This is a genomic window from Pseudomonas sp. FA117, assembly GCF_057370475.1.
Genome location: NZ_CM170675.1, coordinates 1,875,211 through 1,893,302 on the forward strand (window position 1 = coordinate 1,875,211; position 18,092 = coordinate 1,893,302).

Genomic DNA, 18,092 nt, shown 5'->3' on the forward strand with positions numbered 1-18,092 from the left:
CCGGCACATTCAATAAAGCTTCCGAACCCCATGCATCTCCAGGCTGCTCTTTTGCTTTGCAAGAGACCTGAAAAATGAACGCCGAAAACCGAATCCACGAACTGCGCGCCGAGCTCGACCAGCACAACTACCGCTACTACGTGCTGGACGAACCGAGCGTGCCCGACGCCGAATACGACCGGCTGTTCAACGAGCTCAAGGCCCTGGAAGCCGAGCATCCACACCTGATCACCCCCGATTCGCCGACCCAGCGCGTCGGTGGCGCAGCCCTGGCCGCTTTCACCCAGGTGCGTCACGAGATCCCCATGCTCAGCCTGGGCAACGCCTTCGAAGAAGCCGACCTGCGCGAGTTCGGGCGGCGTGTGGCCGAAGGGCTCGACCAGGCCGAGGCGGTCGACTACAGCTGCGAACCCAAGCTCGACGGCTTGGCGGTGAGCCTGCTGTACCGCGACGGCCAGTTGGTGCAGGGCGCCACCCGTGGCGACGGCACCACCGGCGAAGACATCAGCACCAATGTGCGCACCATCCGCAACGTGCCGCTGAAGCTGCACGGCAGCGGCTGGCCCGCAGTGCTCGAGGTGCGCGGTGAGGTGTACATGAGCAAGGCCGGTTTCGAGCGGCTCAATGCCGCCCAGGCCGAGGCCGGCGGCAAGACCTTCGCCAACCCGCGCAACGCTGCGGCCGGCAGCTTGCGTCAACTGGATTCGAAGATCACCGCCAGCCGCCCGCTGGAATTCTGCTGCTACGGCGTCGGCCAGACCTCTGCCAGCATCGGCGACAGCCACATCGGCATCCTCGAGCAGCTCAAGGTCTGGGGCATGCCGATCAGCCCCGAGCTCAGGCACGCGGCCGGCATCGAAGAATGCCTGGCCTATTACCAGGACATCGGTGCCCGACGTAACGATCTGCCCTACGAGATCGACGGGGTGGTGTTCAAGGTCAACCCGCTGGCAGCCCAGCGCGAACTGGGTTTTCGTGCGCGTGAGCCGCGTTGGGCGATTGCCCACAAGTTCCCGGCCATGGAAGAGCTCACCGAGGTGCTGGACGTCGAGTTCCAGGTCGGCCGCACCGGCGCGGTGACGCCGGTCGCCCGCCTCAAGCCGGTCAAGGTGGCCGGGGTGACGGTCTCCAACGCCACCCTGCACAACATGGACGAGATCGCCCGCCTGGGCCTGCGCATCGGCGACACGGTGATCGTGCGCCGCGCCGGTGACGTGATCCCGCAGGTGATGCAGGTGGTGCTCGAGCGCCGCCCCGAAGACGCCCGCCCGGTCGAAGTGCCCACCGCCTGCCCCGTGTGTGGCTCGCAGGTCGAGCGCACGCAGTTGGTCAAGCGCAGCAAGGGCAAGGAGACCACCAGCGAAGGCGCGGTGTATCGCTGCGTCGGGCGCCTTGCCTGTGGTGCCCAGCTCAAGCAGGCGATCATTCACTACGTGTCGCGCCGGGCGATGGACATCGACGGCCTGGGTGAGAAAAGCGTGGAGCAACTGGTCGACGAGGGCCTGATCGGCTCGCCGGCAGACCTGTACAAGCTGCAGTTCGAGCAGGTCGTCGAGCTGGAGGGCTTCGCGGAAGTGTCCAGCCGCAAGCTGCTCGAGGCCATCGAGGCCAGCAAGCGCCCGACGCTGGCGCGCTTCATCTTCGCCCTGGGCATCCCCGATGTGGGCGAGGAGACCGCCAAGGTCCTGGCCCGCTCCCTGGGCAGCCTGGAGCGAGTACAGGTGGCGCTGCCGCAGGTGCTCACCTACCTGCCGGACATCGGCCTGGAAGTCGCCTACGAGATCCACAACTTCTTCGAGGACGCGCACAACCGCGAAGTCATCCAGCAGTTGCTCGACAGCGGCATGCAGTTGCAGGACCAGGGCGAACTGGCTGCGGAATTCGCTGCCAGCACCACCCTGGCCGGGATGATCGCCAAGCTCGACATCCCCTCGGTCGGCCCGACCGGCGCCGAGAAGCTGGTGGACAAGCTCGGCACCCTCGACAAGATCATCGCCGCCGACGGCATCGACCTGCGCCAGGCGCTGAACACCAAGCAGGCCGACGCTGTGCGCGAGTTCTTCAAGGTCGAGGCCAACCAGCAGCTCGCCCACGCCATCGAGGCCCAGCTCAAGGCCTTTGGCATGCACTGGCACAGCGAGAAGAAAAGCACCGAAGGCCTGCCCCTGGCCGGGCAAACCTGGGTGCTGACCGGCACCCTGGAGCGCATGAGCCGCGATATCGCCAAGGACAAGCTGGAAAGCCTCGGCGCCAAAGTGGCCGGTTCGGTGTCCGGCAAGACTCACTGCGTGGTCGCCGGCCCCGGCGCCGGGTCGAAGCTGGCCAAGGCCAGTGAGCTGGGGGTCAAGGTGCTGGACGAAGAGGCCTTCGTGGCGTTCCTGGCGGGGCAGGGCATCACGGTCTGATGTTCAGTGCCGGCCTCGCCCTTGTAGGAGCGGGCTTGCCCGCGAAAGCGCCCGCAAAAACACCCAAAACCTTCCGGGTGAAGGACAAGTCCTTGAGAAATGATGGTTTTTTTACCTTCAAAGGTTGTAACTTCCCCCCGTAACGGTACAATGGCGCGGCTCGTCACCTGATGAGCTGCGTTATGGTGGCCCCACCGGTCCCCCCGCATTGATTACCCGTTAACCTGGTCAGGCCCGGAAGGGAGCAGCCACAGCGGGAACATCGAGTGCCGGGGTGTGGCTGGTGGGGCCGCCTCCATTCTGAAAGTCCCTTCCCGCTTCCAGCAATCGTGTAATCACTCTGCCGCCTTCCGGCGTACGACAGAGCGATACCCTCACGCCTGTGGCATCACCCCTTTCAAAAACACCGAGACAGCCGTCTCCACCCGCTGCTCGATATCCTGCGCGCTGACTTCGATGCCCGCCACCGCGCGAAACTGCAGGTCCGCCACCAGCGAATCACAGAACACCGCCGCACACACCCGGGTTGAAGTCATCACCAGCTGGTCATGCTCTGGCCGCTGGCGCAGCAGTTGCTCCAGCGTTTCGTAAGCGGCCTCGGGCCCCAGTTGCACGAAGGCTCTGGCGAAGTCCGGGTAGCGCAGGGCTTCGCTCATCACCAGACGCTGCAGCGCGATCACTCGTGGGGTGAGGAGGAAGGTCAGGAACGTCCTGGCGAAGGACTGCAGCGCCTGTTCAAGGGTGGTGCCGTGCGCGGGGATGGCGCGCAGCGGCGTCATGATGTCGCCGCAGATGCGTGCGATGACCACGCGAAACAAGCCTTCCTTGTCGCCGAAGGCGTTATAGAGATCGCGCTTCGAGCCTCCGGCGCGCGACATGATCGCGTCGATCGAAACGCCCGCAAAGCCCTTCTCCAGAAATAGATCGGTAGCCGCTTTGAGCATTTCTCCAGCACGGTCGTTGACGGGGGCGGGGGTCGACATGGGTGTACTCGTTCATCGGTTTTCCAGGCGCCATGATGACCTGAGTCGAGGTGGTATTTCAAATTACCACGTCATGGGATAGCATTCGTCGCGCATGGTAATGAGAATTACCGCTCATTGCCGCTTTCCCAGGAGATCGAAATGAATGAATTGGCAGGTGCGGTGCTGGCAAGCCCGGTGCTGTTGGTGATCGCGCGGGTCGTATTGGCGTCGTTCTTTCTCATCGCCGGCATCTTCGGTGTTTTCAATTTTTCTTCGGTGGTGAAGGAGGTGGTCGCCGCCTCCTTGCCGGCGCCGAAAGTGCTGGCGCTGGCGATGATCGTGACGCAACTGGTCGGTTCGCTGCTGTTGATCGGCAACCCTGGCGGGCTGGCCTGGCTGGGCGCGCTCGTGCTGGCGGGCTTCACCTTGCTCTGTATCCCCCTGGGCCACCCGTTCTGGCGTTTCGATGAGCCCAAGCGAACAGCGGACATGCAGATCGCCCTGGAGCACTTGGCGCTTTGCGGCGGGTTGTTGATCGCTGCAATTGCGAGTGCCAGTTGATGCAACTATGGCGGTAACTGTTTCACAGCTTCTGAGTCACCTTCTGGACAACGCAAAATCGCCTTGCTAGTTTGCGCCAGCCATATATTTCAAAATATGACTGTGGCACTTCGAATGATATTGAAGTGATATCACTTCGCTAACGCGCAAGGATGCATCGAATGAAAAGCCTGCAGGGTTTGCCGAGTCTTTTGAGTGCTTCGGTCGGCACGCCGGGTAAAGCCCGAAACTTGCCCGCCGATGTTCAGTGCATCCAGTACCTGTTCAACCTGATCATTCCCCGACTGGGTTTTCCGCTGCCGGAAAATGGCCGTTGCGACGGCCAGTTGGTGCAGCGCATCAGCCAGTACCAGTTCCGTCATCTCAAATACGCCCATCCGGACGGTGTGGTGGATCCTGCTGGGCGCACATTCAACAGCCTGATCGAAGAGGCCGTGCGTGTGCCGGTGAAATTGAGCTCGGCACTGCGCCTGCCGAGCTTCATCAACGTCTTCGCCAACAATGGCAACGCCCAGGTGCAGGCCACGGTCAACCACTACCTGGACCGCATGCGCGCGGTGATCGAGGCCGAGCGGCGTAATCGGCAGATGGTGCTGCAGGTCACCTGCGATGGTGGCATGACCCTCAGCGACAGCGACTTCCAGAACGCCGCGACTCAATTGGGCAACGGGATTTCAGCCAACCTGATCAAGGCCTTCGCCACTGTGGAGTCGGGCGGCCGTTCCGGCTTCGGCCCGGCGAAGCTGCCGGTGATCGCCTTCGAGGGGCATCACTTCCAGCGCTATACCAGGCACAAGTACGACCAGACCCACCCGCTGCTCTCGTACAAGTACAAGAAGAAAGCCGGCCCGCAGTGGCAAACCAACAACAAGGACCAGACCAAGGCCTGGGAAACCATGGCCACCGCATTCGGGCTGGATCAGGAAGCGGCATTGAAGTCGGCGTCCTGGGGCATGTTCCAGATCATGGGTTTCAACTTCGCCGATTGCGGGCATGCCAATGTGTTCGAATTCGTCGCGGCAATGAAGCTCAATGCCGGACAGCAACTCAAGGCCTTCCTCGGTTTCTGCAGCAAGAACCCGGCGTTCATCAAGGCCGCGAAGAACAAGGACTACGCCGGCATGGCCGCCAGTTACAACGGCAAGGACTACGGCGACTATGACGTGCGTATCAAGAAGGCTTACGAAGCACTTGAAGGGAAGAGGTGACATGACAAAGAATTGTTCTCGCCGACTGACGGTCCTGGCCAGCGTATTGCTGGGATTGTTGTCGTCCGTTCATGCAGGTGCCGGGGCATTGAAGCCAGGGCAGTACGACACGCTGATGCTGGCGGTCACGCCGGATCACCAGGTGGAGGGCTACTATTCCGAGGCCCTGGGCGAGGATGTGGTCAGGCATTGCACCTTCTACCTCAAGGGGCAGATCAAGGGCGACGGGGCGGTTGCGCTCACCACCTGGGAAGACCAGGCCTTGCCCGGCAGCCTGGCGGCCACGGGCGACGGCGTCTCCCTTACCGTGGCGCGAGGCCGTGAGCATCCCGGCTGCGTCAGTGTACTGATGCCGGAAATCGCCACCGGGCTCGAACTCAGCCGCTCTGCAGAAAAACCCTGGATCGCGCTGCTGACGGTCACGGCCGACAAGGCCTACCTGCGCAAGCAGGCGGGCAGCAGCGCGAGCAAGCGGCCCTATATCGTCAAGGGCGATGTGGTCGGCGTGCTGGCGTTCAAGGACGGCTGGGCCAAGGTCGAGTTCATCAACCAGAACGACCGTGCGTTCACCGGCTGGATCAGCCAGGATCAATACAGCCGCCTGGTCGCGCCCAAGGGCTGAATACGAGCCCGCCGCACCTGCATTTATCGGCAAACAGGCTTATGATGCGCCTCTCGCAGCCCACCCATTCCTGAGAGAGGTCATCAGCATGGATCAGGTTGACGATCTGACCCGCCAGCGCATCCGCGACTGGCAAGCGCGCCGCCTGGAGATCAAGGACCAGATGGCCTCGCACCCCGAGCGCACCCTGGAACTGTCGCAAGTCCTCGACCAGATGGAAGAGGAACACGAACGCATCCTCGGCGAAGCCACGCCGGCGAGCGCTACCGACGAACCGGCCGAGCAGGCCCCGGGCCTGGATTTTCGCCTGAGTGTCTCGGCGCGCAATGCCCAGGACCTGCGCAAGCTGCTGGAGCTGGCGCTGCATGAGCTCGACGGTGCGCTGGAGGCTGATGCTCTTTCGCTGGATGCGGCGCGGCGGGTCTATCCGGGCGGCATGTCCGGCTCGCTGGGTGCCTATGCCTATGAACTCGAAGCCAACCCCGATCCCGACGAATGACCTGCGCGTATGCAACCTGAACATTACGATTTCGCCGACGCCGTATTTCTTCCGGTCACCCTCGAGGTGTGCCAGGGCCTGCTCGAGGATGTGTCCGCCCTCGACGGCTTGAGCGACCCGGAGCTGGCCGCGCTGCTGGTCATCCAGAACCTGTCCCAGGCGCGCGAGCAGGTGCTCGACCCGGGGGCGGCGGAAAAGCTGCTGGCCAGGCTGCTGCACTGGTCGGTCCACGGCCCGCACTCGCCGGGTGTGGGGCTTGGGTCCGAGGCGCGGCGGTTGTTCGATGCGCGCAAGCTGTATTTCGGCCTCGAAGTGATCAAGGGCTCGCGCCTGCAGTTGCTGGGTGCCGACGAAGTGGCCGGGCGCGAGTACCTGCTCGAGGACGGCACCTGGGACACAGGCTTCAGGTCCTTGCGCCATCAGCGCCATAACCCGTTCAGCCAGCAGGCCATCACCGGGGTGGACAAGGAGCGCTGGCTGACCGGCGAGCAGGACAAGCTGCTGCGCGTGCTGCGCGCCAACCCCGACGAGGACCTGCACGTGCAGGGCTATGCCGGCATCGGCAAGAGCTACCTGCTCGGCGCGCTGATCGATTGCCTGCCCAAGGGGCGAGTGCTGGTGCTGGCGCGCACGCCCGGCAAGCTCGAGGCCTTGCGCCGCCGTATCGGGATGGGCTCCAAGGCCGGCAAGACGTTTGCAGAGTTCGTCCAGGCGCTGCCGAGCAGCCAGGCCCGCCAGCCCGCGCGCTCAGCGGCCCGCCTGCCGACCCGGCGCGCGCTGGCCGAGACCCTGAATATCCTCGGCTTTCGTCACTACGACGGTGAGAAGGCCCTGGATATCTGCCTCGAAGTGCTGAAGAGCTACTGCGAATCCCGCGATCACAGCCTGGCGGCGCGCCACCTGCCGCACTTCGGCCAGGCGCTGGCGCGCGTCGATGCCCAGGTGCTGCTCGAATATGCCAGCCGCCTGTGGACCTATCTGCAGGACAACCCCGCCTGGGACCGCCAGACCGGCTTCCCGACCCTGCTCCTGCTCAAGCGCGCCAGCCTCGCCGGCCTTGGCGTGCCAGGCCGCTACAGCTATGTGATCGTCGACGAGAGCCAGGACATGCCCGGCCCGCTGTTGCAGATCATCGAGCGTGGCCGTCAGGTGCTGATCACCCTGGGCGACGAATACCAGCGCGCCGATGGCCCCGGGCTGCGGCGCAGCCCGCAGGTGCGCCAGCGTGACATCGTGTTCTCGGTGCGCTGCGGACCGAAGGTGGAGCGGCTGATCAATCCGCTGATCGGCGTGCATTCGCAGAAGTCCAAGCTGGCCTTCGAAGGCGCTGGCAGCGTGGATGTCGGCATCGAGTACTACCCCCTGGACTTCGTCCCGCCGGCGGGCTGCGTGGTGCTCACCGCCTCGCCATGGGACTCGATGAAATGGGCCATGCAACTGGCCGGCAACCAGTGCCGGGTGGGTTTTTCCGACAACGCCGGGATGACCCGCTTCATGCACAGCGCCGTGCGCCTGTTCCGCGCCGACCTCTACGGTGCCGGCAGCGATGGCCAGGACACGCACGCCTACTTCGCCCACGCGTCGGACTGGCGTCAGGTGCAGGCGGATAGTCGCTTCGACGAGTCATTCCTGTGGGTCGAGGCACGGCTGCAGGAGGGCCTGCGGATCGCCGAACTCAACAGCCTGACGGCGCGGCTCTGCGCCGAGCCCGGCAGCCTGCTGCTGATGCCGGCGCAGGATGCCGGGGGCCAGGAGTTCGACCATGTGCTGCTGACCCAGGAACTGATGGCCCTGAACCCGTTCCAGGACGCCTACGCCTTCGACAGCCGCGTGTGCTCGGTGTACATCGCGCTGTCACGGGCGCGTCGCCATCTCTACCTGCCGTACGATGTGGACGAGTGGGTGGCCTACCACAAGGGCCAGAAATTCCGCGAGTCGCACGGCTACTGAGCGGTCGGCGCCGCCGCTTGTGCGGCAGGCGGCTGGGTATGGCGTTCGACGATGCGCTCGATTTCCCCGGACTGCTTCATCCGTACCAGCGCCCGCAGCAGGCGCTGCGCCGGGACCGCCGGGTCGTTGCGCACCAGGCACCCCAGGTCCTGTTCCTCCAGCACCACCAGCGGGCGCAGGCGCTGCTCCCGGGGTTGCTGGCGGTTGAACCATTGCAGCGACAACTGGTTGCTCACCGCGTAGCGGTAGCGGCTGGCCTGCAGTTTCTGCAGGGCCAGGTCCTGGTTGCGGCTGTCTTCGCGGCGCAGCACGTGCTGCGCGAACAGCGGATCGAGGGCAGGGTAGGTGTAGCCCAGCACCGTGCCGATGGCCTGTGCAGGCAGTTGCGCCAGACCGCCTGGCAGGGCATCACCGGCGCGTCCGACCAGCAGGTCGCGCTGGCGGAACAGCGGTACGCTCCAGATGAATGCGTCGGGCCGCTCAGCGAGCCAGTCGCTGGCCACGTAGCAGCGCACGTCGATGTCGCCCTCGAGCATGGCCTGCTCCAGGCGCAGGCGCGCCATCACGTGGTATTGCGGCTGCACCTGCGCCTCGCGGGCCAGCGCCTGCATCAGGTCGAAGAGAATGCCTTCCACCGGCACCTCGTCTTCGGTGCGCATCAGCGGCATGCTCCAGCTCTCGGCCACGGAAAAGCGCAGCACCGGCTGCGCGGCCAGGCCGCTGGAACTGCACAGCAACAGGATGGCGAGAAGTCGCCGCACGTCTATCCTCCTTGGACTTCGAATGTTCACCGCTAGCCGGTAATGTCCGGACGAGCCGGGCAGGGTGCAATTTTGCCCTCGCTCCGCTAGCATTAGCGATCTTCCGCTCGATCAGGCTGCGATGGTTTTTTGATGAGTTATCAGGTTCTTGCACGTAAATGGCGCCCGCGCTCGTTCCGCGAGATGGTAGGCCAGACCCATGTGCTCAAGGCATTGATCAACGCCCTGGACAACCAGCGGCTGCATCACGCCTACCTGTTCACCGGCACCCGCGGGGTCGGCAAGACCACCATCGCGCGGATCATCGCCAAGTGCCTGAACTGCGAAACGGGTATCACCTCCACGCCCTGCGGCACCTGTTCGGTGTGTCGGGAAATCGACGAAGGCCGTTTCGTCGACCTGATCGAGATCGACGCCGCCAGCCGCACCAAGGTCGAGGATACCCGCGAACTGCTCGACAACGTGCAGTACGCGCCGAGCCGCGGTCGCTTCAAGGTCTACCTGATCGACGAAGTGCACATGCTCTCGACCCACTCCTTCAACGCCTTGCTCAAGACGCTGGAAGAGCCGCCACCCTACGTCAAATTCATCCTCGCCACCACCGACCCGCAGAAACTGCCGGCGACCATCCTCTCGCGCTGCCTGCAGTTCTCGCTGAAGAACATGAGCCCGGAGCGGGTGGTCGAACACCTCTCGCACGTGCTCGGCGCCGAGAACGTGCCGTTCGAGGAAGATGCCCTGTGGCTGCTCGGCCGTGCGGCCGACGGCTCGATGCGCGACGCCATGAGCCTGACCGACCAGGCCATCGCCTTCGGGGAGGGCAAGGTACTGGCCGCGGACGTGCGGGCGATGCTCGGCACGCTGGACCACGGCCAGGTGTATGGCGTGCTCCAGGCGCTGCTCGAAGGCGATGCCCGGGCATTGCTCGAGGCCGTGCGCGACCTCGCCGAGCAGGGGCCGGACTGGAACGGCGTGCTTTCCGAGATGCTCAACGTGCTGCACCGAGTGGCCATCGCCCAGGCCCTGCCGGAAGCTGTGGACAACGGCCAGGGCGATCGCGACAAGGTGCTGGCGCTGGCGGGCGCGCTGCCCGCCGAAGATGTGCAGTTCTATTACCAGATGGGCCTGATCGGCAGGCGCGACCTGCCGCTGGCACCGGATCCGCGTGGCGGCTTCGAAATGGTCCTGCTGCGCATGCTGGCGTTCCGCCCGGCCGACACCGATGACGCACCGACGCCTGTGCTAAAGCCGGTGGGGATCAGCCAGGCCACAGCTGATCCAGCCAAGCCGGTGGCCGTTGCGCCAGCGCCCGTCGAGCCATCGGTTGCCGCCCCGGCGCCTGCGCCGGTTGCGCCGCCCGTGCCTGCGCCTGTGATCGAGCAGGCACCTGTCGCCGAGCCGGTCGCTGCGGTTGCGGTGCCTGAGCCCGAGCCTGCTCCAGCGCCCGAGCCTGTGCAGGCTGCCTCGCCTGAGCAGGAAGAGGTCACCGACTTGCCATGGGAGGAGCCTGCCCCTGCGCTCGCCGCGCCTGCCCCAGCCCCGGCAGCTGTGGTCGCTGCCGCTGAGCCCCAGGGTGGCCAGCCGGACTACGACGAGCCGCCATTCGACCCGTCGGCCTATGCCTCGGTCGGCATGGAGCGCGACGACGATGCCCCGGACGACGCCTACTACGCGCCGGAAGCCGATCCGGCCGGGTTCAGCTATCTCGACGAGCTGGCCGAGCATGTCCAGGAAGCCGAGCCGGTCGCTGCGCCCGAGCCGCTGCCTGCCGCACAGCCGGCCACGGGCCTGGCCCTGCAATGGCTGGAATTATTCCCGCAGTTGCCTGTGTCCGGCATGACAGGCAACATCGCGGCAAACTGCACGCTGATCAGCGCCGAAGGCGACGACTGGCTGCTGCACCTGGATCCGGGGCAGGGGGCGTTGTTCAACTCCACCCAGCAACGACGCCTGAACGAGGCGCTGAACCAGCACCTGGGGCGCACCCTGCGCCTGCAGATCGAGCTGATCCGCCCCGAGCAGGAAACCCCGGCCCAGGCCGCGGCACGCAAGCGTGCCGAGCGCCAGCACGATGCCGAAGTGTCGATCGAGCAGGACCCGCTCATCCAGCAGATGATCAAGCAGTTCGGTGCCCGGGTCCGACACGATACAATCGAACCTGTAGAGACCGCCCTGGCCAGCCCCGGGCAGTGAAGCGAACACCCCTGCGCCCGGCCCCGTGTCGGCCGCACACACGAACCAATCGAGGATTTTCCCCATGATGAAAGGTGGCATGGCCGGCCTGATGAAGCAGGCTCAGCAGATGCAGGAAAAAATGGCCAAGATGCAGGAAGAGCTGGCCAACGCGGAAGTCACCGGCCAGTCCGGTGCAGGCCTGGTCAGCGTGGTGATGACCGGTCGTCACGACGTCAAGCGCGTCAACATCGACGCCAGCCTGATGACCACCGACCCGGACGACAAGGAAGTGCTCGAAGACCTGATCGCCGCCGCGCTGAACGACGCCGTGCGCAAGATCGAGCAGAACAGCCAGGACAAGATGGGCAGCATGACCGCCGGCATGCAGCTGCCGCCCGGCTTCAAGATGCCGTTCTGACCGAGCGTCTGCGGCACACAGGGAGCACGATCGGCTGATCGCTGCTCCCTTCTTCATTCTGTACCACTGACAGGCCTGCCTACATGAGTTTCAGCCCCCTGATCCGCCAACTGATCGATGCCCTGCGCGTGCTTCCCGGTGTTGGCCAGAAAACCGCCCAGCGCATGGCCCTGCAGCTGCTCGAGCGTGACCGCAGCGGCGGCACGCGCCTGGCCCAGGCCCTGAGCCAGGCCATGGAAGGCGTCGGCCACTGCCGCCAGTGCCGCACCCTGACCGAGCAGGAGCTGTGCCCGCAATGCGCCGACCCGCGCCGCGACGACACCCAGCTGTGCGTGGTGGAAGGGCCGATGGACGTGTACGCGGTGGAGCAGACCGGCTACCGCGGTCGCTACTTCGTGCTCAAGGGCCACCTGTCGCCGCTCGACGGCCTGGGCCCGGAGGCGATCGGGATTCCGCAACTGATGGCGCGGATCGAGGAGCAGGGCACCTTCAGCGAGGTGATCCTGGCGACCAACCCCACGGTGGAAGGCGAGGCGACAGCGCACTACATCGCCCAGCTGCTGGCCGAGAAGGGCCTGACTGCCTCGCGGATCGCCCATGGCGTGCCGCTGGGTGGGGAGCTGGAACTGGTGGATGGCGGCACGCTGGCGCATGCCTTTGCCGGACGGCGGCCGATTTCGCTGTAAGGCTTGGGGCCGCGTTGCGGCCCATCGCGGCACCAGGCCGCTGCCACAGGAATGCTGGGCGCGGCCTTGTGCCCCTGGCGGTTACTTGTCGGTGTAGATCTGGTCGAACACGCCACCGTCGTTGAAGTGGGTCTTCTGTACGGTGCGCCAGTCGCCGAAGGTCTTCTCCACCGAGAGGAAGTCGACTTTCGGGAAGCGGTCGGTGTACTTGGCCAGAACCGTGGCATCACGCGGGCGCAGGTAGTTCTGCGCGGCGATTTCCTGGGCTGTCGGCGACCACAGGTACTTCAGGTATTCCTCGGCCACGGCGCGGGTCTGCTTCCTGTCCACCACCTTGTCGACCACGCTCACCGGCGGCTCGGCTTCTGCCGACACGCTCGGGTAGACCACTTCGAACTGATCGCGGCCGAACTCGCGGGCGATCATCTCGGCTTCGTTCTCGAAGGTTACCAGCACGTCGCCGATCTGGTTGGTCATGAAGGTGGTGGTGGCCGCACGACCGCCGGTGTCGAGCACCGGAGCCTGCTTGAACAGCTTGCCGACGAACTCGCGTGCCTTGGTTTCGTCGCCGCCCTGCTTGAGCACGTAGCCCCAGGCCGAGAGGTAGGTGTAGCGGCCGTTACCCGAGGTCTTGGGGTTGGGCACGATCACCTGCACGCCATCCTTGAGCAGGTCAGGCCAGTCTTTCAGCGCTTTGGGGTTGCCCTTGCGCACGATGAACACGGTGGCCGAGGTGAACGGCGCGCTGTTGTTCGGCAGGCGGCTGACCCAGTTGTCCGGCACCAGCTTGCCGTTGTCGACCAGGGCATTGATATCGGTAGCCATGTTCATGGTGATGACATCGGCCGGCAGGCCGTCGATCACCGCGCGCGCCTGCTTGCTCGAGCCGCCGAAGGACATCTGCACATTGACCTTTTCCTTGTGCTCTTCTTCCCAGTGCTTCTGGAACGCCGGGTTGTAGTCCTTGTAGAAATCGCGCATCACGTCGTAGGAAACGTTGAGCAGGGTCGGCGCGGCCTGGGCCAGGTTGCCCAGGGCCAGGCCTGCGGCCAGCAGCGAGGCGCTGAAGAGTTTTTTCACAGGGGCATTCCTTGTTGTGAGTGAAAGTTTGGCAATGTGCCAGTAACTATAACCTTTGGTTCTTGAGCCATTAAAGATCAAAACAGACTTTGCTTATGCCTGCTCGCTCATAGCCTTCGGAAACAGCGCATTGCCGCAGCGCGAACAGAATGCCGCGGTCGGCTCATGGGTCTGCTTGGCACAGGTCGGGCAATCGTGACGCAGCTGTTCGCCGCGCATGGCATTGGCCAGTTCGGCGGTGAAGATCCCGGTGGGCACGGCGATGATCGAGTAACCGATGATCATCACCATCGACGACAGCACCTGGCCCAGCGGCGTCTTGGGCACGATGTCGCCGAAGCCGACTGTGGTCAGGGTGACGATGGCCCAGTAGATGCCCTTGGGGATGCTGGTGAAGCCATGCTCGGGGCCTTCGATCACGTACATCAGCGTGCCGAACACCGTGACCAGGGTCGAGACGCTGACCAGGAACACGATGATCTTCTGCTTGCTGCCACGCAGCGCCTCGAGCAGGTAGTGCGCCTGCTTGAGATAGGGGCTGAGCTTGAGCACGCGGAAGATCCGCAGCATGCGGATCACCCGGATGATCAGCAGGTACTGGGCGTCGCTGTAGTACAGGGCGATGATGCCCGGCACGATCGCCAGAAGGTCGACCAGGCCGTAGAAGCTGAACGCGTAGCGCAGCGGCTTGGGCGAGCAGTACAGGCGGGTCAGGTATTCGCCGAGGAAGATCGCCGTGAAGCCCCACTCGATGCCTGCCAGCAGGCCGGAGTAGTTGCGGTGCACATCGTCGATGCTGTCGAGGATGACGGTGACCAGGCTGGCGAGGATGATCAGCAGGAGTATCTTGTCGAAGCGTCTTCCGGCGACCGTGTCGGTCTGGAAGACGATGACATAGAGCCGCTCGCGCAGGCTCGAAGGGGTGTCCATGGGCGTGTTCCGTTAGGCGTTGCCGATGAGCCTAGGGCCTGCCCCTCAGCCGTGCAAGCGTTGCGCGCTGCGCTGCTGCCCACGGCGGGCGAGGTGGCTGCCCAGGTGCAGCAGCCAGCAGGCCAGGACGAAGGGCGAGGTCAGCGCCGGCAGCGGCCAGAAGTTGGACAAGGCCTGCAGCAGCAAGGCCAGGGCGATGGCCAGCAGGGTCACCCACGGGCGTTCGCCGTGGCGGCTGAAGGCCAGCGCGGCCAGGGTCGTGTTGAAGCCGTACAGGCCCATCCAGGCGGCGGGCGCCTGGTCGGCCAGCAGCGCGGCACCGCCGCCGATTGCCGAACCGAGCAAGGCCCAGCACGCAGCGTAGGGGTGGGCGATGAACAGCCCTGTGGCGATCAGCAACCCAGCCAGCGGCGCATCGAGCAGGAACACCTGGCCGACCCCGCGTAGCACGCCGTGCACATGGCTGGCTTCGACCAGGTCAGTGGTGCCCGGCTCGATGACCAGCAGCAGCGCCCAGCCGAGCAGCACGAAGGGCGCGGTGTAGGCCACCAGCAAGGTGCCGCCGCGCTTGCGCCACTGGTGGGTGAGGATGCTCGACAGGCCACCGGCGGCGATGATCAGTGGCGGCAGGATCGCCGACCAAGGCAGCACCGCGCAGATCAGCAGGCCGATCAGCACGCCGTTGTAGCAGTACAATCCGGCCTGGCGGTCGGCGCGTTCATAGCCGCGCCGCTGTGCGGTCAACAGGCCGGCCAGTGCGCCGAGCAGCGCCCCGCCGACCAGATCGGGTGCGGTGAGCAGGATTGCCAGCAGGCAGCACAGCCCGCACAGGGGGTCGCGCAGCAGCAATACCTGGCTGAAGCCGTTGAGCAGCGCCGTGGCCCAGTCGGGGCACGGGTTGACGAAATTCTTCGTGTACATGGGCAGGCGGCCAGGTGAGTGAAAGGCGCTGGGCCTCTTCGGGCCTCTGTTGTGCGCCATGGGATTGGGTTTTGCGCTTTTGCAGGAGCGGGCAAGCCCACGCTCCTGCAAAAGGGCTCCCGCAAACTCTAGATCAAGGTTTCAATGCGCAAGGTGTTGGTGCTTCCCGGCTTGCCGAACGGTACCCCTGCAGTGATCAGCAGGGTGTCGCCACGGCTGGCCATACCTTGGGCCTGGGCGATCTCCAGCGCGGTCGAGCAGATCTCGTCGACCTGGCGCAGGCGGTCGTTGACCACCGAATGCACGCCCCAGGTGACGCTCAGGCGTCGCGCGGTCCTGAGGTTCGGCGTCAGGTTGAGGATCGGTGCGCGTGGGCGTTCGCGGGCGGTGCGCAGGGTCGAGGCGCCGGACTCGCTGTAGTTGACCAGCACCGCCACCGGCAGGATGCCGCTGATGCGCCGGATCGCGCAGCTGATGGCATCCGATACGGTGGCCTCGGCCTTGGGCCGGCCGACGTCGAGCTGCGCCTGGTAGTCCGGGCCGTTCTCCACCTGGCGGATGATCTTGCTCATCATCTGCACCGCTTCCAGCGGGTAGTCACCGGAGGCGGTCTCGGCCGACAGCATCACCGCATCGGCGCCCTCGGCCACGGCATTGGCCACGTCGGTGACTTCGGCGCGGGTCGGTGCCGGGGAGAAGCGCATCGATTCGAGCATCTGCGTGGCCACCACCACCGGCTTGCCGAGCTGGCGGCAGGTGCCGATGATGCGTTTCTGGATCTGCGGCACGCTTTCGGCCGGCACCTCGACGCCCAGGTCGCCGCGCGCGACCATGATCGCGTCGGACAGCTCGGCGATGGCCTGCAACTGCTCCACCGCCGAGGGCTTCTCGATCTTGGCCATCAGGTAGGCGCGGTCGCCGATCAGTTGGCGCGCCTCGACGATGTCTTCAGGGCGCTGGACGAACGACAGCGCCACCCAGTCCACGCCCAGTTCCAGGCCGAACGCCAGGTCGCGTCGGTCCTTTTCGGTGAGCGGGGAGAGGTCCAGCACCGCCTGCGGCACGTTGACGCCCTTGCGGTCGGACAGCTCGCCACCGGCCAGCACCTCGGTGTCGATGGCGTCCGCATGGCGGGCCGTCACCCGCAGGCGCAGCTTGCCGTCGTCGAGCAGCAGGTCCATGCCCGGCTCCAGTGCAGCGATGATTTCCGGGTGCGGCAGGTTGACCCGGCGGCTGTCGCCCGGGGTCTTGTCCAGGTCCAGGCGCAGGGCCTGGCCGCGCTGCAGTTGCACCTTGCCTTCGGCAAATCGGCCGACCCGCAGTTTCGGGCCTTGCAGGTCCATGAGGATGCCCAGCGGGTAGTTCAGTTGCTGCTCGACTTCACGGATCCACTGGTAGCGCAGGGCGTGGTCGGCGTGTTCGCCGTGGCTGAAGTTGAGGCGGAAGATGTTCACCCCGGCCTCGACCAGCTGGCGGATGTCATCGATGCCGTTGATCGCCGGCCCCAGGGTGGCGAGGATTTTCACTTTTTTATCGGGCGTCATGATTGCGAAGTCTCGAGGATCAGGATGGCGCGGAAGTCGTTGACGTTGGTGCGGGTCGGCTCGGTGACGATCAGCGCATCGAGTGCGGCGAAGTAGCCGTAGCCGTTGTTGTCGTCCAGCTCGTCACTGGCCGACAGCCCCAGGGCCTGGGCGCGGGCGTAGCTGTCCGGGGTCATCAGGGCGCCGGCGTTTTCCTCCGAGCCATCGATGCCGTCGGTGTCGCCGGCCAGGGCGTACACGCCGGGCAGGCCCTTGAGGCTTTCGGTGAGGCTGAGCAGGAACTCGGCGTTGCGCCCGCCACGGCCATTGCCGCGTACGGTGACCGTGGTCTCGCCGCCGGACAGGATCACGCAGGGGGCCTTGAGCGGCTGGCCATGCAGCACCACCTGGCGGGTAATGCCGGCGTGCACCTTGGCCACTTCGCGCGATTCACCTTCAAGGTCGCCGAGGATCAGCGGGCTGAAACCGGCCTGGCGGGCTTTCACCGCAGCGGCCTCCAGCGACTGCTGGGGCTTGGCGATCAGTGTGAAGTGGCTGCGCGCCAGGGCCGGGTCATCGGCCTTGACGGTTTCCGATGCCGGGTTGTTCAGCCAGTCGATGACTGCCTTGGGCGCCTCGATGTTGTAGCGCTTGAGGATCGCCAGGGCATCGGCCGAGGTGCTGGGGTCGGCCACGGTCGGGCCGGAGGCGATGACGGTCGCCAGGTCGCCCGGCACGTCGGATATGGCGTAGGTGTAGACGGTGGCCGGCCAGCAGGCCTTGGCCAGGCGGCCGCCCTTGATTGCCGAGAGGTGCTTGCGCACGCAGTTCATCTCGCCGATGGTGGCGCCGGACTTGAGCAGTGCCTTGTTGATCTGCTGCTTGTCGGCCAGGGTCAGGCCGTCGGCGGGCAGTGCCAGCAGGGCCGAGCCGCCGCCGGAGAGCAGGAAGATGACGCGGTCGTGTTCTTCGAGGTTGCTGACCAGTTGCAGCACGCGCTTGGCCACGGCCAGGCCGGCGGCATCGGGGACCGGGTGGGCGGCTTCGACCACCTCGATCTTCTGGCAGTTGGCGCCATGGCCGTAGCGGGTGACGACCAGGCCCGAGACCTCGCCCTGCCAGCTTTTCTCGACCACCTCGGCCATGGCAGCTGCGGCCTTGCCGGCGCCGATGACGATCACCCGACCGCTGCGGTCGGCGGGCAGATGAGGTTCGAGGACCTGGCGTGGGTGGGCGGCGGCGATGGCTGTGTCGAACAGTTCGCGCAGGAGTTTCTGTGGATCGACCGACATGGCAGGCTCCCAAAATTCTTGTTGTTCTGCAGAATCGAAAACGCCCCTGGAACTGCCTCCGTGCAGGCCGGACCAGGGGCGGGTGTTGCTCGGGTT

16 protein-coding genes and 1 other RNA gene are annotated in these 18,092 nt (G+C 65.3%); 10 read left to right on the forward strand and 7 right to left on the reverse strand.

The features are described 5' to 3' along the window. Positions 1-74 precede the first annotated feature (74 nt). On the forward strand, positions 75-2,405 hold the full coding sequence (ligA, locus tag AC1TXO_RS08825; protein ID WP_486405949.1) for an NAD-dependent DNA ligase LigA: 2,331 nt from the start codon (positions 75-77) through the stop codon (positions 2,403-2,405). A 192-nt stretch (positions 2,406-2,597) separates the two neighbouring features. Further along, positions 2,598-2,694: signal recognition particle sRNA small type (gene ffs / locus AC1TXO_RS08830), an RNA gene on the forward strand. 85 nt (positions 2,695-2,779) lie between these two features. Here the strand turns inward: ffs and AC1TXO_RS08835 are convergent. Next, entirely contained in the window at positions 2,780-3,388 is a 609-nt protein-coding gene (locus AC1TXO_RS08835; RefSeq protein ID WP_486405950.1) for a TetR/AcrR family transcriptional regulator, read from the reverse strand. A gap of 117 nt (positions 3,389-3,505) precedes the next feature. Between AC1TXO_RS08835 and AC1TXO_RS08840 the strand changes: the two genes are divergently transcribed. The 5 genes from AC1TXO_RS08840 (at position 3,506) to AC1TXO_RS08860 (ending at position 8,210) form a co-directional block, all read left to right on the forward strand. Beyond that, positions 3,506-3,931, forward strand: coding sequence for a DoxX family protein (locus AC1TXO_RS08840; protein ID WP_486405951.1), 426 nt, complete (start codon positions 3,506-3,508; stop codon positions 3,929-3,931). A 161-nt stretch (positions 3,932-4,092) separates the two neighbouring features. Further along, a complete protein-coding gene (locus AC1TXO_RS08845; protein WP_486405952.1) occupies positions 4,093-5,139 on the forward strand; it encodes an N-acetylmuramidase family protein in 1,047 nt (348 codons plus the stop codon). Between the two features lies 1 nt (position 5,140). Further along, positions 5,141-5,761, forward strand: a complete 621-nt coding sequence (locus tag AC1TXO_RS08850; RefSeq protein WP_486405953.1) for an SH3 domain-containing protein — start codon at positions 5,141-5,143, stop codon at positions 5,759-5,761. An 88-nt stretch (positions 5,762-5,849) separates the two neighbouring features. Next, the gene (locus AC1TXO_RS08855) at positions 5,850-6,260 is read left to right on the forward strand and encodes a hypothetical protein (protein WP_486405954.1); all 411 of its coding nucleotides are present in this window, start codon (positions 5,850-5,852) and stop codon (positions 6,258-6,260) included. A 9-nt stretch (positions 6,261-6,269) separates the two neighbouring features. After that, positions 6,270-8,210, forward strand: a complete 1,941-nt coding sequence (locus tag AC1TXO_RS08860; RefSeq protein WP_486405955.1) for a DEAD/DEAH box helicase — start codon at positions 6,270-6,272, stop codon at positions 8,208-8,210. Here AC1TXO_RS08860 and AC1TXO_RS08865 read toward each other — a convergent pair. Beyond that, positions 8,204-8,971: a substrate-binding periplasmic protein gene (locus tag AC1TXO_RS08865; RefSeq protein ID WP_486405956.1), complete on the reverse strand. Its 768-nt coding sequence runs from the start codon at positions 8,969-8,971 to the stop codon at positions 8,204-8,206. The genes AC1TXO_RS08860 and AC1TXO_RS08865 overlap by 7 nt on opposite strands. Before the next feature lie 132 nt (positions 8,972-9,103). Here AC1TXO_RS08865 and dnaX point away from each other — a divergent pair, with 132 nt between their 5' ends. The 3 genes from dnaX (at position 9,104) to recR (ending at position 12,250) form a co-directional block, all read left to right on the forward strand. Next, positions 9,104-11,164 carry a DNA polymerase III subunit gamma/tau gene (dnaX, locus tag AC1TXO_RS08870; protein ID WP_486405957.1) on the forward strand — a complete coding sequence of 687 codons (2,061 nt, stop codon included), beginning with the start codon at positions 9,104-9,106 and terminating at the stop codon, positions 11,162-11,164. Positions 11,165-11,228: 64 nt separating this feature from the next. Then, complete coding sequence (locus tag AC1TXO_RS08875) at positions 11,229-11,564, forward strand: YbaB/EbfC family nucleoid-associated protein (RefSeq protein WP_486405958.1); 336 nt, start codon at positions 11,229-11,231, stop codon at positions 11,562-11,564. Positions 11,565-11,647: 83 nt separating this feature from the next. Further along, positions 11,648-12,250 (forward strand): recombination mediator RecR, encoded by a 603-nt coding sequence (gene recR, locus AC1TXO_RS08880; RefSeq protein ID WP_054893641.1) that lies wholly within the window; start codon positions 11,648-11,650, stop codon positions 12,248-12,250. An 81-nt stretch (positions 12,251-12,331) separates the two neighbouring features. On the opposite strand, the gene AC1TXO_RS08885 is transcribed toward recR, so the two are convergent. From AC1TXO_RS08885 to AC1TXO_RS08905, 5 genes are all read right to left on the reverse strand, one after another. After that, positions 12,332-13,330: a sulfate ABC transporter substrate-binding protein gene (locus AC1TXO_RS08885; protein WP_486405959.1), complete on the reverse strand. Its 999-nt coding sequence runs from the start codon at positions 13,328-13,330 to the stop codon at positions 12,332-12,334. A gap of 93 nt (positions 13,331-13,423) precedes the next feature. Beyond that, a complete protein-coding gene (locus AC1TXO_RS08890) occupies positions 13,424-14,260 on the reverse strand; it encodes an ion transporter (RefSeq protein ID WP_486405960.1) in 837 nt (278 codons plus the stop codon). Between the two features lie 45 nt (positions 14,261-14,305). Then, positions 14,306-15,181 carry an urea transporter gene (locus AC1TXO_RS08895; RefSeq protein ID WP_486405961.1) on the reverse strand — a complete coding sequence of 292 codons (876 nt, stop codon included), beginning with the start codon at positions 15,179-15,181 and terminating at the stop codon, positions 14,306-14,308. 128 nt (positions 15,182-15,309) lie between these two features. Next, on the reverse strand, positions 15,310-16,725 hold the full coding sequence (gene pyk, locus AC1TXO_RS08900; RefSeq protein WP_486405962.1) for a pyruvate kinase: 1,416 nt from the start codon (positions 16,723-16,725) through the stop codon (positions 15,310-15,312). After that, positions 16,722-17,996 carry a glycerate kinase type-2 family protein gene (locus AC1TXO_RS08905; protein WP_486405963.1) on the reverse strand — a complete coding sequence of 425 codons (1,275 nt, stop codon included), beginning with the start codon at positions 17,994-17,996 and terminating at the stop codon, positions 16,722-16,724. The genes pyk and AC1TXO_RS08905 overlap by 4 nt, the downstream gene beginning before the upstream one ends. Positions 17,997-18,092: the final 96 nt, after the last annotated feature.

Excerpts from the sequence above, each read along its gene's own strand:
- ligA (WP_486405949.1), top strand. The coding sequence starts at position 75 with ATGAACGCCGAAAACCGAATCCACGAACTGCGCGCCGAGCTCGACCAG.
- AC1TXO_RS08835 (WP_486405950.1), bottom strand. The coding sequence starts at position 3,388 with ATGTCGACCCCCGCCCCCGTCAACGACCGTGCTGGAGAAATGCTCAAA.
- AC1TXO_RS08845 (WP_486405952.1), top strand. The coding sequence starts at position 4,093 with ATGAAAAGCCTGCAGGGTTTGCCGAGTCTTTTGAGTGCTTCGGTCGGC.
- AC1TXO_RS08850 (WP_486405953.1), top strand. The coding sequence starts at position 5,141 with ATGACAAAGAATTGTTCTCGCCGACTGACGGTCCTGGCCAGCGTATTG.
- AC1TXO_RS08855 (WP_486405954.1), top strand. The coding sequence starts at position 5,850 with ATGGATCAGGTTGACGATCTGACCCGCCAGCGCATCCGCGACTGGCAA.
- AC1TXO_RS08860 (WP_486405955.1), top strand. The coding sequence starts at position 6,270 with ATGCAACCTGAACATTACGATTTCGCCGACGCCGTATTTCTTCCGGTC.
- dnaX (WP_486405957.1), top strand. The coding sequence starts at position 9,104 with ATGAGTTATCAGGTTCTTGCACGTAAATGGCGCCCGCGCTCGTTCCGC.
- AC1TXO_RS08875 (WP_486405958.1), top strand. The coding sequence starts at position 11,229 with ATGATGAAAGGTGGCATGGCCGGCCTGATGAAGCAGGCTCAGCAGATG.
- recR (WP_054893641.1), top strand. The coding sequence starts at position 11,648 with ATGAGTTTCAGCCCCCTGATCCGCCAACTGATCGATGCCCTGCGCGTG.
- AC1TXO_RS08890 (WP_486405960.1), bottom strand. The coding sequence starts at position 14,260 with ATGGACACCCCTTCGAGCCTGCGCGAGCGGCTCTATGTCATCGTCTTC.
- AC1TXO_RS08895 (WP_486405961.1), bottom strand. The coding sequence starts at position 15,181 with ATGTACACGAAGAATTTCGTCAACCCGTGCCCCGACTGGGCCACGGCG.
- pyk (WP_486405962.1), bottom strand. The coding sequence starts at position 16,725 with ATGACGCCCGATAAAAAAGTGAAAATCCTCGCCACCCTGGGGCCGGCG.
- AC1TXO_RS08905 (WP_486405963.1), bottom strand. The coding sequence starts at position 17,996 with ATGTCGGTCGATCCACAGAAACTCCTGCGCGAACTGTTCGACACAGCC.